This is a genomic window from Lelliottia nimipressuralis (assembly GCF_004115925.1).
Classification (GTDB): Bacteria; Pseudomonadota; Gammaproteobacteria; order Enterobacterales; family Enterobacteriaceae; genus Enterobacter; species Enterobacter nimipressuralis.
In genome coordinates this window covers 180003-195817 of sequence record NZ_SDDX01000021.1, presented here as the reverse complement: position 1 = coordinate 195817, position 15815 = coordinate 180003, and the positions used below count along the sequence as shown (strand labels likewise).

Below are 15815 nucleotides of genomic sequence, written 5' to 3'. Positions count from 1 at the left end.
CAGGAGCACACTGTGACCACCAGGCCACACTCGTCAATTAGCATCGTATTTATTCTTGGCCTGCTGGCCATGCTGATGCCGCTGTCGATCGACATGTACCTGCCCGCACTGCCGGTGATTTCCGCGCAGTTTGGCGTTCCGGCAGGCAGCGCGCAAATGACGCTCAGTACCTATATCCTCGGTTTCGCCGTCGGGCAGTTATTGTACGGCCCGATGGCTGACAGCATTGGCCGCAAGCCGGTGATCCTTGGGGGAACGCTGGTGTTTGCTGGGGCGGCGGTGGCCTGTGCGCTGGCGCAGACCATCGATCATCTGATTATCATGCGATTCTTCCACGGCCTGGCGGCTGCGGCGGCGAGCGTGGTGATTAACGCCCTGATGCGCGATATCTATCCGAAAGAAGAGTTCTCGCGCATGATGTCCTTCGTCATGCTGGTCACTACCATCGCGCCACTGCTGGCGCCGATGATCGGTGGCGCGGTGCTGGTGTGGTTTAGCTGGCACGCCATCTTCTGGATCCTGGCGATCGCGGCGCTGCTGGCATCGGCGATGATCTTCTTCTTTATTGACGAAACCTTGCCGGTGGAACGTCGGCAGAAGTTTCATATTCGCACCACCATCGGCAACTTCGCCTCACTGTTTCGGCATAAACGTGTGCTGAGCTATATGCTGGCGAGCGGTTTCAGCTTTGCGGGGATGTTCTCATTCCTGAGCGCCGGGCCGTTTGTTTACATCGAGATCAACCACGTTTCGCCGCAGCATTTTGGCTACTACTTCGCCCTGAACATCGTGTTCCTGTTTGTGATGACCATCATTAACAGCCGCTTTGTTCGCCGGGCAGGGGCGCTGAATATGTTCCGCGCCGGGCTGTGGATCCAGTTTGTCATGGCTGTCTGGATGGTGCTCAGCGCCTTCTTTGGCGTCGGTTTCTGGGCGCTGGTGGTCGGCGTGGCGGCGTTTGTTGGCTGCGTGTCAATGGTGTCATCCAATGCGATGGCCGTTATCCTCGATGAGTTTCCGCATATGGCGGGGACGGCCTCATCGCTGGCGGGAACCTTCCGCTTCGGAATTGGTGCGATTGTCGGGGCACTGCTCTCCATGGCGACGTTTAACACCGCCTGGCCGATGATTTGGTCAATCGCGTTTTGCGCGACCTGCTCTATTCTCTTCTATCTCTACGCCAGTCGGCCGCGAAAAACGGCAAGCTGATAACAGAAAAGGGGCCAATGCGGCCCCTTTTTTTGATACGCGTCAACCAAACCTGCGTTTGTTTACCCCTTGTTTGTTTCTTTTATGTAAAATCTATTTATGTAAAAAGTCACATCGTTGTAGTTAAAAAGGTTGAGTTAGATCGCAGAAACGGGTACATATACCGCCAAAGCGAGCCTGTAACTTACTAAATAATGCCCTGAAAAATGAGACGCTAAAGCCCGTAACATACGGCTGTGAACGGTTTTTCAGGAAAATAACGGCAGGTTAGCAACGATGTGTTACTATAAATGTAAATAAATTGTGAAGGCTTTTTTGGCTTCCGGGGAAAGAACGTGAATACATTACAACTCTCCATAGTCCATCGCTTGCCCCAGAGCTATCGCTGGTCGGCGGGTTTTGCAGGTTCGAAAGTTGAACCGATTCCGCAAAGTGGAAAAGAGGGCGATAACTGTCTGGTCGCGCTGAAATTGCTCAGCCCGGACGATGAAAACGCATGGCCGGTGATGGAGCGTTTGAGCCAGGCACTGACCGATATCGAAGTCGTCAGCTCCGTGCTGGAGTGTGAAGGCGAACCCTGCCTGTTTGTGAACAGCCAGGATGAATTTGCGGCGACCTGCCGCCTGAAAAACTTTGGCGTCGCGATCGCCGAGCCGTTCTCCGGCCAGCATCCTTTCTGAGCGTCAGCGCAGCGCTAACAGCTGACGCGTGTAGTCATGCGTCGGCGCGGCAAACACGCGCTGACAATCCCCTTGCTCGACCACCTCTCCCTGTCGCAGCACTATCACCTGATGGCATAACGCCCGCACCACCCGCAGATCGTGGCTGATAAAAATATAGGCCAGGCGATGCTTTTCCTGGAGTCCCTTCAATAGCGCCAGAATCTGCGCCTGCACGGTGCGGTCCAGGGACGATGTCGGCTCATCCAGAATAATCAGCTCCGGTTTCAGGATCAGGGCTCTTGAGATGGCGATGCGCTGGCGTTGACCACCGGAAAAAGCCGCCGGGTAGCGATAGCGCGTTTCCGGATCCAGCCCCACCTCCTGCATCACCCGAATCACTTCCTCTTCCCGCTGGCGGGCGCTCAGCGCAGGCTGATGAACGCGCAACCCCTCCTCGATGATTTGCAGTACGTTCAGCCGCGGATTGAGAGACGAGTTCGGGTCCTGAAACACCACCTGCATCCGTGGGCGAACGGGCAACATCTGACGACGGTTCCAGCTGTGCAGCGGTTTGCCATCGAACAGAATCGTCCCCTGAGAATTAATCAGGCGTAGCAGCGCCAGACCGGTAGTGCTTTTCCCCGAACCCGATTCCCCCACCAGCCCCAGCGTTTCGCCTGGGCGCAGAGAAAAGCTGACGTTCTTCAGCACCGTATTCTCCGCCACCACGCGGCGGAAAATGCCTTTACGCACCGGGAACGCGACGGCCAGGTTTTCGACGTTCAGCAGCGGTTTGCTGCCAGCGGTCAGCGGGACGGGATCGCCCGACGGCTCGCTGTCGAGCAAACGCTGGGTGTAAGGGTGCTGCGGCGCGTGGAACAGGGCGGTCGCCGTGTTCTGCTCCACACAGCGACCGTTTTGCATCACCGCCACGTTATCCGCGAGTTTCTTCACGATGCTGAGGTTATGAGTGATAAACAGCAGGCTCATATTCAGCTCTTCGCGCAGTTCGCGCAAAAGCTGCAGGATTTGCGCCTGCACGGTGACATCCAGCGCGGTCGTCGGCTCATCGGCAATCAGTAGCTCCGGGCGCGTCAGCAGCGCCATCGCAATCATCACGCGCTGGCGCTCACCGCCCGAGAGCTGATGGGGAAAATCGGTCAGGCGTCTGGCGGCGTTGCGGATCCCGGTACGCTCAAGGCAGTCCAGAATCTCGCCGCGTGCGGACTCTTTGCGCATTCCCCGGTGCAGGGATAGCACCTCGTAGAGCTGTTTTTCCAGAGTATGAAGCGGGTTGAGGGAGACCATCGGCTCCTGGAAAATCATCGCGATTTTGTTTCCGCGCACGCCACGAAGAGTGTGTTCATCGGCGTGAAGCAGTGACTGGCCGTGAAACAGAATATCGCCCTGCGGATAGACCACCGGCGGGGAGGGGAGCAGGCGCAGAACAGACAGCGCCGAGACGCTTTTGCCAGAGCCGGATTCGCCCACCAGCGCCAGCGTCTCTCCCGCCTGGATTTGCAGGGATAAATCGCTCACCACTTCGCGCGTTTCACCTTGCTGAGTGAATGCGATGGAGAGATTTTCGATGCTAAGCAGAGGCTGCGTCATCTTATACCGCCTTATTGGGATCAAAGGCATCGCGGACCGCTTCGCCAATAAAAATCAGTAACGAGAGCAGTATGGCCACCGACAGAAACGCCGTAATGCCAAGCCAAGGCGCCTGGAGATTGTTTTTCCCCTGCAGCAACAGCTCGCCCAGTGACGGTGAGCCAAGCGGCAAGCCGAAACCGAGAAAATCAAGAGAGGTGAGGGTGGTTATCGAACTGCACAGAATAAAGGGCAGGAAGGTCAGGGTCGCGACCACCGCGTTGGGCAGCATGTGGCGGAAAATGATGCTGCGATCGCTCACCCCCAGCGCCTGCGCCGCACGAATGTAATCAAAGTTACGGGTGCGCAAAAACTCGGCGCGCACCACGCCCACCAGCGCCATCCAGCCAAACAGCACAGTGATACCGAGCAGCCACCAGAAGTTGGGCTGTAACACGCTCGAGAGCAAGATAATTAAAAACAGCGTCGGCATGCCCGACCAGACCTCGATGAAACGCTGGCCCCATAGATCGATTTTACCGCCGTAATAACCCTGTACCGCGCCCGCGACAACTCCCATTACGCTGGAAAACAGCGTTAGCATCAGGCCGAAGAGAATAGATATCCGCGTGCCGTAGAGGATGCGTGCCAGCACATCGCCGCCGTTGGCATCCGTCCCCAGCCAGTTTTGCGCGGAGGGCGCAGAAGGGAAGGGGGTTGAGGTGGAGAAGTTGATACTGTTCGCGCCAAAGCGAATGGGCGCCCACAGCACCCAGCCGTGGTTGTCGAGCTGATCGCGCAGCCACGGGTCCTGATAGTCAGCCGGTGTGGCAAAGGGCCCGCCAAAATCACTTTCGCTGTAGTTGGTGAGTACCGGCGTGTACCAGCGATCGTTGAAATGCACCAGCAGCGGTTTGTCGTTGGCAATCAGCTCTGAACAGAGGCTCAGGATAAACAGGACGGCGAAGATCCACAGCGACCAGTAGCCGCGACGATTGTGGCGAAAACGTGCCCAGCGGGCCTGGTTGACGGGGCTTAAATGCGGCATCAGCGGCCCTCAAAATCAATGCGAGGATCGACCAGCGTATAGCTGATATCGCTGACAATATTCAGCAGCAGGCCAATCAGGGTGAAAATGTAGAGTGTGCCAAACATCACGGGATAGTCGCGCGACACGGTGGCTTCATAGCCGAGCAGGCCGAGGCCATTGAGGGAGAACATCACCTCAATCAGCAGCGAGCCGGTGAAAAACATGCTGATAAAAGTGGCCGGGAAGCCGGCGATAACCAGCAGCATGGCGTTGCGGAACACATGTTTCCACATGATCTGTTTTTCGCTCACCCCTTTAGCCCGCGCGGTGACCACGTACTGTTTGCGGATCTCATCCAGAAAGGCGTTTTTGGTCAGCATCGTCAGGGCGGCAAATCCGCCAATCACCGTCGCCAGCACCGGCAGGGTGATATGCCAGAGATAATCGGTTATTTTCTGATACCAGGGCAGCGAGCTGAAATCAGCTGACACAAGTCCACGCAGGGGGAAGAGGTCGAAATAGCTGCCGCCGGCGAAAAAGACAATCAACAGCACGGCGAACAGAAATGCCGGGATCGCGTACCCGATAATGATGAAGGTGCTGCTCCAGATATCGAAACGGCTGCCGTTGTGCACCGCTTTGCGGATCCCAAGCGGAATCGACACCAGGTAGATAATCAGCGTCCCCCACAATCCGAGGGTGATCGACACCGGCAGGCTGTCTTTAATGAGCTGGATCACCGAGGCGCTGCGGAACAGGCTGTCGCCGAAATCGAAGCGGATATAGTCCCAGAGCATTTTGAAATAGCGCTCGTGAATGGGTTTGTCGAAACCGTAGCGGTGGGTGATCTCAGCGATCACCTCAGGATCTAAGCCGCGTCCCCCGCGATAATGGCTTTCACTGATATTTCCGGTGCCGGTTTGTGCGTGGCTGGCGCGCAGGCCTTCGCCTCCGCCGCCCGGTAAGCCGCTGCTGTTGCCAAACTCAATGGCGGCAATGGCCTGATCGACCGGGCCGCCCGGCGCAATCTGCACAATGAAAAAGTTAATGGTGATAATCGCCCACAGGGTGGGGATTATCAGCAGTAAACGGCGAATCAGGTAAGCACCCATCTGTATTCCTTAACGCCGTTCAGCGGGCAGTTTGGCGGCTTTATTGACGTCATACCACCAGTTATCTAGCCCCAGGGAATAGATCGGGCGAATGGATGGCTGAGAGAATTTATCCCAGTAGGCCAGTCGATCTTCCCCCATAAACCACATCGGCAGCATGTAGTAGTTCCAGGTCAGGACGCGATCGAGCGCACGGCCCAGAGGGACCAGCTTCGTCTTATCACCCTGCGCGGCAATGATTTGGTTTATCAGGTTGTCGATGACCGGGCTTTTAACGCCCGGCGCGTTGTAGGTTGAGTTGATGTATTCCGACGCCCACGAGATACGAAGATTGGTGTTTGGCCACGGCTGTGCCTGCCAGACGCGCGGCATCATGTCGTAATCGCGGTTGCGCATTCGGTTGGTGATTTGCGCGTTATCAACCTGACGAATCTCCACGGTGACGCCCAAACGCTCCAGATTGTGCTGGAACGGCAGTACCCACTGATTATTACCGGCGGAGGAGAGCAGCAGCTCAAAGCTGAGGGGTTTACCGGTCTGCGTATTCACCCGTTTCTGGTTTTTAAGCACCCAGCCCGCGTCGTCGAGCAGTTTGCTGGCTTTAAGCAAGTTGTCACGGTCGTAGCCATCCCCTTTTGAGGTTGGTGGCTCAAAGATACTGGTGAAAACTTCCGGCGGCACTTCAGCTTTCAGCGGCGCAAGCAGGGTCAGCTCGGCGGCATCGGGATACTGGCGGGCTGCGTATTCCGTATTCTGGAAATAGCTGTTGGTGCGGCTGTAAGCCCCGTAAAACAGCGCCTTGTTCATCCACTCAAAGTCAAACGCCAGCGTGATTGCCTGACGCACGCGCCTGTCGGCAAAGACCGGACGCTGAATATTAAATGCCAGCCAGCGTGTATCTTGCGCGGATTCATTTTTTTGCTCGTCTTTAACGATGAAATGGTTAGAAAAATTCTTGCCTATATAGCGCGTCGCCCAGTTTTTCGGACTCACTTCTGCACGCAGGTCAAACGCCCCGGCCTTGAAGGCTTCGAAGGCGACATTGTCGTCCAGATAGTAGTCGTAGCGAATCGTATCGAAATTCCAGCGCCCCCGGTTGACCGGCAAATTAGCCGCCCAGTAGTCTTTGACGCGGGAATAGACCAGATATTGCCCCATTTTCCAGTGGGTGATGCGGTAAGGGCCACCCGCCAGCGGAGGCGTGGCGATCGGGTCGCTCAGCTTATGATTTTTCCAGAACGATTCAGGCATTACCGGGAGTGAGAAAAGACTCAGCATGCTCTCTTTACCCGGCTCTGCCAGCTCGATGCGCACGGTCAGCGGGGCGATGGCTTTGACGGTCGCGCCCTTGAATACCAGGCGGAACTGCGGCACCCCTTCGGTCATAAACTTATGGAAGGTAAAGGCCACATCGCTGGCTTTTACCGGGGAACCGTCGTGAAAACGGGCGCGTGGGTTGAGGGTGACTTCCGCCCAGGAAAAATCATCCGCGTAGCGCGCGGAATCAGCGATCAGCGGGTAGTAACTGCCTGGCTCATCATCTGAAGTGACAAACAGCGTGTCATACAGGGCATCGGTACGTTCGGCGGCGACACCGCGCAGGGCGAAACGGTTAAAGTTATCAAACGTCCCGAGGGCGGAGAGGGTGAGGGTTCCGCCTTTGGGAGCCGCAGGATTGACGTAATCGAAGTGGGTAAAGTTCGCTTCGTACTTTGGCTCGCCGAGCACGGCGAACGCGTAGCTCTCTTTAATACTCTGCGCCTGGCAGGTCACGCTGAATAACGCCATTAACAGCAAAACAAAGCGCATAGTCATTGGCAGCGTATCCCTCTTTTATTCTGGCTCACCCATAGTGAGGCGTCTGGTGTAGCTGAATCATAAGTGACGAAACGGTCATTGTGAAATTATTCACTGTCATTGACGAAATCGGGCTGCCATTTCAGGAATTGTGCCAGCGGCATTGGGCGGCTGATCCAGTAGCCCTGGAGGTAGTTTACCCCATGCTGGCGTAGCCAGGCGGCCTGCTCCGGCGTTTCGACACCTTCAGCAACGGTGACCATGTTCAGCCGTCGGGCGAGCGTCAGCACGGCATCCAGCACCGGAGACGTGACCGTTTCCGTACCAATGGCGTTCACAAAACCGCGATCGATTTTCAGGTAATCCATCGTGAACCGCTCCAGATAAATCAGCGCACTGTGGCCGGTACCAAAATCATCTATCGCGATTTCAAAGCCTTCGTGATGCAACCATTCGAATAACGGGGCCGCTTCGAGCTGATTAATCATGTCGCGTTCGGTAATTTCCAGAACCACCTGGAAGTGGTCTGGCGGCAGCGACGCCGCGAAGTTGCGCATGTCATCTTTAAAACTGTCCGAATGCAGATGGCCCGGCGCGATGTTAATGCCCAGCTTGGCGCCCGGGGGCAACACGGTTTGCAGCAGCGCCGCGTCGCGGATGATCAGATCGAAAAGATGCAGCGTCAGCGGGACAATCAGCCTTTGCGCTTCAGCGAAATTGATAAAGGCATCCGGCGGGATTTCACCCATCGTCGGATGTTTCCAGCGCATCAGCACTTCGCAGCCCTGCATCTTCAGCTCTTTTGTATCAACAACCGGCTGATACACCACATAGAACTGACCGTGCTTGATGGCTGAAAGGATCTCTTTCCCGGGATGCAAACGGATGGTGAGAATATAAAAAGAGAGCGTTCCCGCCGCAATACCGCATATCAGGCCGAAGAGCAGGGCGAACAGAATTTCATAAGGGGTCCACTTTTGCGCATACACCTTGATGGTGAGCGGAACCGTTTTCAGCATAGCGGTGCGGATAGCGATTTCATGCATATCCTGGACGTTCAGCAGATGGTTCGAGAAGGTGGATAACGCTTTATTGCCAATCATCACCGCAATGCCGGCAAACTCATCCTGACGTGAGGTATAGAGCAGATAAGGCGTTAAATTGATGTTGATTGACGTAAATACCCCGTCGCCTTTGACCAGCGGGTTCTGATACCAGATGGCGATAGCGGGTTTGTCTGGCAGCATTGGCGTGCCGGGCAGCAGCGCCATATCAACGGATTTGGAGGTATCCAGATCGGGTATCAGCTCCTTCATCGTGACGCGCATTGGCCCGGTGGCGGAAGAACAAAATGCGGTGTTATCGCGAACCAGTAAAAATGCGCGCACGTTAACGCTAAAGGCGGCGCGGGACGTTAGCTCCGCACTCACATCCTGGCAACTGCTCAGCGTGAAGGGTTGGAGGGTATCAATCGAGGTTTTCAGCTCAGAGAAATAGCTCTCCATGTAGACCCGAAGGTCAACGATCAGGGTATCGAATTTCGCTTCCCGCTTATGATAGCTCAGAAAAAACTGCAACATTCCGCAGAGTAGGGCAACGATAATGCCCGCGAGGATGCTGCCTGTCAGAACTTTGCGGCTGGTGGAAAAGAAACGAGTGAGCATAAACGTCATTGTTCCTGGATCGTCGTGATTCCGGCAGGACGACTAATCTTACGTATTTACAAGACTATAGCCTGGTTTTTTGCAACCAGTCATCTGTGAAGACAGAGCGCACGGGGTTAAACGGGCAAAAAAAAACACTGCCGAAGCAGTGCTTATTTTTTATTGTGTTGCCAGCCAAGGGATAACCAACAACACAACAGATTAACTGCGACTCAGTACCCGGCGCGCTTCGTTGTAGCGCTTCTTCCAGTAGGGTTCATTCATGCTGGAAATCGTGACACCGCTGCTGGTGGAGGCATGAACAAACTGGTCGTTGCCGATGTAGATACCCACGTGTCGGCCCGTAGAACCTGCACGGAACAGAACCAAATCACCGGTACGCAATTTTGTACGCGAGATGGATTTACCCATTTCCTGCTGTTCGTAAGTCGAACGAGGCAGATCTAAGCCAAACTGCTCGCGGAATGTACGCTGTACAAAACCGGAACAATCGATACCTTTTTTGGTGCTGCCGCCAAGACGATAGCGCACGCCTTTCCAGTCAGCATACTGGTCCATAATGCGGGACTTCACGTCCAGATTACGTACCATGTTCTCAAATTCATCCTGAGAGGCTTGCAGTGACGAGGCATCTTCCATGCCCACAACACGCGTCTCAGGATGCATATTCTTCGCGGTGTTTGTCGAACTACATGCAGACAGCAGTACCGCAACTGCTATTGCCGGGATTCCCCGCAAGATATATCTCAAAATCGGTTGAGATTTGACCATTTTGATTATTTTCCCTTGAAGTCCTTAACGATAAATATCGTTATAAAAATGCCAAACGTGACGAGACTAAATACCTGCGCACAATGAGACAATTCTTTATGGTCAAATCTGTGCTCTAACGCACAAACTTATTCACCCTGAGAATAATTATCTCTGTGAGGCAAAACGAGTTCGAGATTACCCGATCGCCTTAGTCAATGCGAGCAAAAATATCCGATTTTTTATAAGAAATTGTGATAGAGAAAGTGATTAACCGGGATTGCTTAAAATAGCGGCAGTTTAGGTTAAAACTCACGCAACGCATTCATTTAGCTGATGAATGATATTACGAGAAGATGACAAAATAGGGCGGCGGTGGCGGGAAAAACATCAGGGATCGAAAATGATCCCTGATGGATGATGTTAATTTAGGTTGGTTATTTGTTTTCTGTTTGTTGCATTTTGCCCGGAAGATAGCGATCAAATAGCGCAATCAGACGGTCGCTGAGTGGTGTCATTAAGACCCACGGTACACCAATCAGCACAGCAGAAAGTGAACCGACGACAATATCCGTTAGCCAGTGAGCGCCGATCATTACGCGCGGGAAGGCAAAAACCACAACAATAATCAGGGCAACCGCAAAGGCTTTTTTGCCAAAATAGCGCAGCATGAAAGAGGCAAAAATAAGCAGCATCATTCCGTGATCGCCAGGGAAACTGTCTTTCGATGCGTCTTTGGTCGAGATATTCAGTAATTCACTCACCCGATGAATATTTGGGAAGAAGAGTGAAGGGCTGGAACGCTTGACCGGCATCAGCCCTTGCGCCAGCTGGTTAATCACCACGGCGGTGAGCAGCATCACCAGGCCAATCAGGATGATTCGGCGGCGTCCTGTCGCATCTTCTTTCAGCCAGAATGAGAGCATTAAGCAGCCCATCGCCAGCAGAGAACAGCCATCGAAGGCGCGATTGTTGGTGATTGCCACCAGCCACAGGATCACCTTGCTCTTCACCAGCTGTTCATTGAAGAAGTGGAAAATACCGGAATCCACCGGGAACCAGAAACCATGGTTCACTGGTAAATACCAGGATAAGAAGAGCGCCAGACCGGCGGCGTTAAGCAGTAATATCAGGGGGATTTTTTTAATCATCGTCATATGCATAGCAGTTAAGTCCCGGCAACGTTAGTGGCTCGAACTTAAACGAAGCTTCAACAAGCTGGCCTGAAGTGCGTTCCAGTCCGTATTAACCGCACTAATTAACTCTATTCGGCTGTCGGGCGGGGCGACATTTTGCGTTTCAATGAAAAAATCGGCGCCCTGACGGTTAATGCGCACCAGCCCGTCCGGTGTGCGCATCACGCCTTTCACGCGATCCACCGGCGCGAGGCGTGCCCATTCCAGAATGCCAATGGTGTCAAAGCAGGTATCGGCATCAAAAATCCAGCCACAGGCCTGATAACCTTGCCCGCTGTTGAGGCTGCGACGCCAGCGCTGATGTTCCGGCAGGCTCAGGGCTGCCAGCCCTTTTTGCGCCACATGCGCGTGTGAGTGCGCGGCACTGGCAGGCAGTTCGGTCAAATTCCGACGCGGCAAGTCTAGCAGGGCATTATCAATTTTCCCCTGGGTGGCCAGCACGAACTGGCGATCGTGACCAAAATTCTGCCACCAGAAGTCAAAGGCGTCACGGCTCTCCTGGGATGCGCGATCCTCTTTATTCGCCACAATGATATCGGCGGCAGCCAGCTGGTCGCGGAAGTTTTCATTGCGTACTACTTTCTCGTCCAGTAGCTGGCGTGGGTCGAGGATACACAGCGTCGCACGCAGATCGATCCATGGCTCATACACCGGAGCGGTAAGCAGATCGAGAATTTGTTTGGGATGGCCTAAACCGGTCGGCTCAATGATTAAGCGGTCCGTTTTGCCCTGACGCAGCAGGGTGTTGAGACCGACCTGCATCGGCAAGCCGTTGACGCAGCACATGCATCCGCCGGGGATCTCTTTGACCAGCGCGCCCGAGTCAGCCAGCAGTGCGCCGTCAATCCCAATCTCGCCGAATTCGTTAACCAGTATGGCCCATTTCTCCGCCGGATCTTTGTTAGCCAGCAGATGAAGGATTGAGGTGGTTTTACCGCTGCCGAGAAAGCCGGTTACCAGGTTAGTTTTGGTCACGTGAACTCCAGGAGATAATCATCATGCACGAACAATGATTATTATCCTGGCGAAAAAAGAGAGTATTGGGAAGGGCAGGAGCGAACGGAGTGTCCCCCGTCCGCTTTAAGCGCATGATCGGTTAAATCATCACGGCGTCAATCACAGCCTGGCGCGCTCCGTGCTGAGCAATATGTTGAAACGCCTGACGAATGGCCTCGACGAACTGCGGATGCTGGGGCAGATCGGTGCCAAAAATTTCACCCAGCGTCAGCAGGGCGCTGACGCGCTCCTCTTCGCTACTGGTTTCTACGAGTGCACGAATTTTATCGCTGAGAGGATCGCGAATATCAATGGCGTTGCCGTTGTCATCCACACCGCTGACGTAGCGCATCCAGCCCGCGATACCCAGCGCCAGCAGCGGCCAGGCGCTCTCACGTGCTAAATGAACGCGTACGCCCTCAAGCATACGCTGAGGCAATTTCTGGCTGCCATCCATCGCGATCTGCCAGGTGCGATGCTGCAGAGCAGGGTTGGCAAAGCGGTCGATCAGGCTGTCGGCATATCCCGTGAGGTCAACGTCAGTAATCCGCAGAGTGGGTGCCTGTTCATCCAGCATCAGGCGGCGCGCGGCTTCGCGGAACGCGTCGTCCTCCATGCACTCATTAATGTGAGCATAACCGGCAAGATAACCGAGATACGCCAGGAACGAGTGGCTGCCGTTAAGCATACGCAGCTTCATCTGTTCCCAGGGTAAAACGTCCTGCACCATCTGCACGCCCGCCAGTTCCCACTCCGGACGACCGGCAACGAAGTTATCTTCCACCACCCACTGGATAAACGGCTCGCAGCTGATGGAACAAGGATCTTCCACGCCCAGTTCCTGGGTGATTTCGGCGAGCGATGCGTCGGTGGCGGCAGGAACAATGCGGTCAACCATGGTACCGGGGAAGCTGACGTGCTCAGCAATCCAGGCGGCAAGCTCAGGCGAGCGTTTCTCCGCCATCCCCAGCACCGCGTTTTTCACGACATGACCGTTGTCCGGAATATTGTCGCAAGAGAGCACGGTAAAGGGTGCCAGCCCGCGCGCGTGGCGACGGTATAAGGCTTCAACCAGAATCCCCGGCGCCGAGTGCGGCTCAGACGGATTTTCCAGATCGTGAACGATGCGCGCATTTTGCGTATCCAGTCGGCCCGTCGCCGGATCGATGCAATAGCCTTTTTCGGTGATGGTGAGCGACACAATCGCCACCTGCGGCTCGCAGAACTTTTCAATAATGGCTGCCAGCGAATCGAGTTTGGCATTGAGGCACTCATGCACCGCCCCGACGATAATCGGCTGATTACCTTCAGCCCCTTTCTCTAGCACCGTAAACAGATGATCCTGGGCGCGCAGCTGGCTCATCAGCGTATCGCCGCTGAACAGGCTAATCTCACAGATCCCCCAGTCGCCCCCTTTGGCGTTAAGCACGCGGTTTGTTAACAACGCCTGATGCGCGCGATGGAAGGCACCAAAACCGAAATGAACGATGCGGGAGCGCAGCTGCTGACGATCGAACTGCGGCAGTTGCACATGAGAAGGGAGCGCGGTGGAGGCAATTGTCTTCATGAAATACACACCTGATTAACCATTAATTAACAATGGCAGTGTAAAGTTATATGACAGCAAATTGAATTGGTAAGCCGTAAATATCCAGATTCTGTGAGTTCGATCAATCAATGCTGCCGCCTGTATTGACCGTCTGAAACAAACATGTATGGTAGTCGTCATTGCAACAATCATATTGGTATAACAACTTTAGAGGGTGAGGCAATGGAACAAACCTGGCGTTGGTACGGGCCGAATGATCCGGTTTCTCTTGATGATGTGCGTCAGGCTGGCGCAACGGGTGTTGTCACGGCACTGCACCATATTCCGAACGGTCAGGTCTGGCCGCTGGAAGAGATTAAAAAACGCCAGGCTTTGCTGGCGGAAAAAGGGCTGACCTGGTCAGTCGTTGAAAGTATCCCGGTGCACGAAGACATCAAAACCCATTCCGGCGAGTTTGACACTTGGATTGCCAACTATCAGCAAAGCATCCGCAATCTGGCGGCCTGTGGTATTGATACCGTGTGCTACAACTTTATGCCGATTCTGGACTGGACGCGTACCGACCTTGAGTACCAGATGCCAGACGGCTCTAAAGCTCTGCGTTTCGACCAGATTGCTTTTGCCGCTTTTGAGCTGCACATCCTCAAGCGTCCGGGCGCCGACGCGGACTATTCCGCCGAAGAGCAGCAGCAGGCGCTGAAATGGTTTAATGAGGCGACGGAAGCGGATATCGAGAAGCTGACCCGCAATATCATTGCCGGCCTGCCGGGTGCGGAAGAGGGTTACACGCTGGATCAGTTCCGCGCACGTCTGGCGGAATACGGCGACATCGACAAAAATCAGCTGCGCGAAAACATGGCCTACTTCCTGCGCGCGATTGTGCCGGTGGCGGAAGCCTGCGGTTTACGCCTGGCAGTTCATCCGGACGATCCACCGCGCCCAATCCTCGGCCTGCCGCGTATCGTCTCGACCATTGAAGATATGCAATGGCTGAAAGAGACCGTCGACAGCATTAACAATGGTTTCACCATGTGCACCGGTTCTTACGGCGTACGCGCGGATAACGATCTGGTACGCATGATTGAAACCTTCGGCGACCGCATTCACTTCACTCACTTGCGCGCGACCTGTCGCGAAGATAACCCGAAAACCTTCCACGAAGCGGCGCATCTCGGCGGTGACGTGAATATGGTGGCGGTGGTTGATGCGATTCTGGGTGAAGAGCAGCGTCGTAAGAAAGCAGGTGATTTGCGTCCGATTCCGTTCCGTCCAGACCACGGACATCAGATGCTGGACGATCTGCGTAAGAAAACCAACCCAGGTTATTCGGCGATTGGTCGCCTGAAAGGCATGGCGGAAGTGCGCGGCGTGGAGCTGGCGCTGAAGATGACGAAGTACCCTGAACTGTTGTAACTGGCATTAATGCCCGGCGGCGCTACGCTGAACGGGCCTACAAAAAAAACCGGCGAATTCGCCGGTTTTTTTATGCGTTTTTTATGTGAGCCGGATAAGACGAAGCCGCCATCCGGCAAAACACCATTAGTCAGCACGACCCATATAACGTTTTTCTTCGATATGGATGCGGATCTTCTCGCCAGCAGACAGATATTCCGGAACCTGCACAACCAGACCTGTAGTCAGCGTCGCAGGTTTGTTACGTGCGCTGGCAGAGGCCCCTTTAATGCCCGGTGACGTTTCCACGATTTCGAGATCCACGGTTTGCGGCAGTTCGAGTGCCAGCAACTGGCCATCCCAGGTCAGAACCTGCATATCCGGCATACCGCCTTCAGGAATAAACTGCAGTTCGTCTTCAATCTGGTCTTTGGTGAAGATATACGGCGTGTAGTCTTCTTTATCCATGAACACGTATTCGTTGCCGTCGATGTAGGAGAAATCAACGAAACGGCGGGTCAGAGTCACGGTATCAACGATATCGTCGCCTTTGAAACGCTCTTCGACTTTCAGACCGGTACGCACATCGGCAAAGCGCATTTTGTACAGTGTGGCTGCGCCACGGGCGCTTGGGGACTGAACATCGATATCTTTCACAATCAGCAGTTTGCTGTTGTAGTTCAGTACCATACCTTTCTTAATTTCGTTCGCTCTTGGCATTGCAATAATCCTGTCTACTGGGAGGTAAAAAATATCGCGCCAAATTACTCGCGCGCAGCCTTTCAGGCAAGCGGAATTAGTGGCTTTTGCTATCAATACACAAAAGGTGTTACTGTGCGCGCCACGCCCGACCATACGGGCATCCGCC

Annotated in this window: 13 protein-coding genes; 3 read left to right on the top strand and 10 right to left on the bottom strand. The window is 54.5% G+C overall.

Annotated elements, in window-relative coordinates; translation table 11 throughout:
* Positions 1-12: 12 nt before the first annotated feature.
* Complete coding sequence (locus ETG88_RS18130; RefSeq protein WP_100779499.1) at positions 13-1209, top strand: Bcr/CflA family multidrug efflux MFS transporter; 1197 nt, start codon at positions 13-15, stop codon at positions 1207-1209.
* A 335-nt stretch (positions 1210-1544) separates the two neighbouring features.
* Positions 1545-1889, top strand: a complete 345-nt coding sequence (locus ETG88_RS18125; RefSeq protein WP_100779500.1) for a YejG family protein — start codon at positions 1545-1547, stop codon at positions 1887-1889.
* 3 nt (positions 1890-1892) lie between these two features.
* Here the strand turns inward: ETG88_RS18125 and yejF are convergent, their stop codons facing one another.
* From yejF to ETG88_RS18080, 9 genes are all read right to left on the bottom strand, one after another.
* Complete coding sequence (yejF, locus tag ETG88_RS18120) at positions 1893-3482, bottom strand: microcin C ABC transporter ATP-binding protein YejF (RefSeq protein ID WP_129036028.1); 1590 nt, start codon at positions 3480-3482, stop codon at positions 1893-1895.
* 1 nt (position 3483) lies between these two features.
* Entirely contained in the window at positions 3484-4509 is a 1026-nt protein-coding gene (locus tag ETG88_RS18115) for an ABC transporter permease (RefSeq protein ID WP_123427260.1), read from the bottom strand.
* Entirely contained in the window at positions 4509-5603 is a 1095-nt protein-coding gene (locus tag ETG88_RS18110; RefSeq protein WP_100779503.1) for a microcin C ABC transporter permease YejB, read from the bottom strand. Before ETG88_RS18110 ends, ETG88_RS18115 begins: the two co-directional genes overlap by 1 nt.
* A 9-nt stretch (positions 5604-5612) precedes the next feature.
* Positions 5613-7418, bottom strand: a complete 1806-nt coding sequence (locus ETG88_RS18105; RefSeq protein ID WP_129036027.1) for an extracellular solute-binding protein — start codon at positions 7416-7418, stop codon at positions 5613-5615.
* 89 nt (positions 7419-7507) lie between these two features.
* The gene (locus tag ETG88_RS18100) at positions 7508-9064 is read right to left on the bottom strand and encodes a cyclic di-GMP phosphodiesterase (protein WP_129036026.1); all 1557 of its coding nucleotides are present in this window, start codon (positions 9062-9064) and stop codon (positions 7508-7510) included.
* 201 nt (positions 9065-9265) lie between these two features.
* Positions 9266-9835, bottom strand: coding sequence for a bifunctional murein DD-endopeptidase/murein LD-carboxypeptidase (gene mepS, locus ETG88_RS18095; protein WP_100779505.1), 570 nt, complete (start codon positions 9833-9835; stop codon positions 9266-9268).
* 416 nt (positions 9836-10251) lie between these two features.
* Positions 10252-10965 (bottom strand): phosphatase PAP2 family protein, encoded by a 714-nt coding sequence (locus tag ETG88_RS18090; RefSeq protein ID WP_100780846.1) that lies wholly within the window; start codon positions 10963-10965, stop codon positions 10252-10254.
* A 33-nt stretch (positions 10966-10998) separates the two neighbouring features.
* Entirely contained in the window at positions 10999-11985 is a 987-nt protein-coding gene (locus ETG88_RS18085; RefSeq protein ID WP_129036025.1) for a CobW family GTP-binding protein, read from the bottom strand.
* A gap of 121 nt (positions 11986-12106) precedes the next feature.
* Positions 12107-13573: a mannitol dehydrogenase family protein gene (locus ETG88_RS18080; protein WP_129036024.1), complete on the bottom strand. Its 1467-nt coding sequence runs from the start codon at positions 13571-13573 to the stop codon at positions 12107-12109.
* A gap of 204 nt (positions 13574-13777) precedes the next feature.
* Here ETG88_RS18080 and uxuA point away from each other — a divergent pair, with 204 nt between their 5' ends.
* Complete coding sequence (gene uxuA / locus ETG88_RS18075; RefSeq protein ID WP_102104871.1) at positions 13778-14968, top strand: mannonate dehydratase; 1191 nt, start codon at positions 13778-13780, stop codon at positions 14966-14968.
* Positions 14969-15094: 126 nt separating this feature from the next.
* Here the strand turns inward: uxuA and yeiP are convergent, their stop codons facing one another.
* Entirely contained in the window at positions 15095-15667 is a 573-nt protein-coding gene (yeiP, locus tag ETG88_RS18070; protein ID WP_095282688.1) for an elongation factor P-like protein YeiP, read from the bottom strand.
* Between the last annotated feature and the right edge of the window lie 148 nt (positions 15668-15815).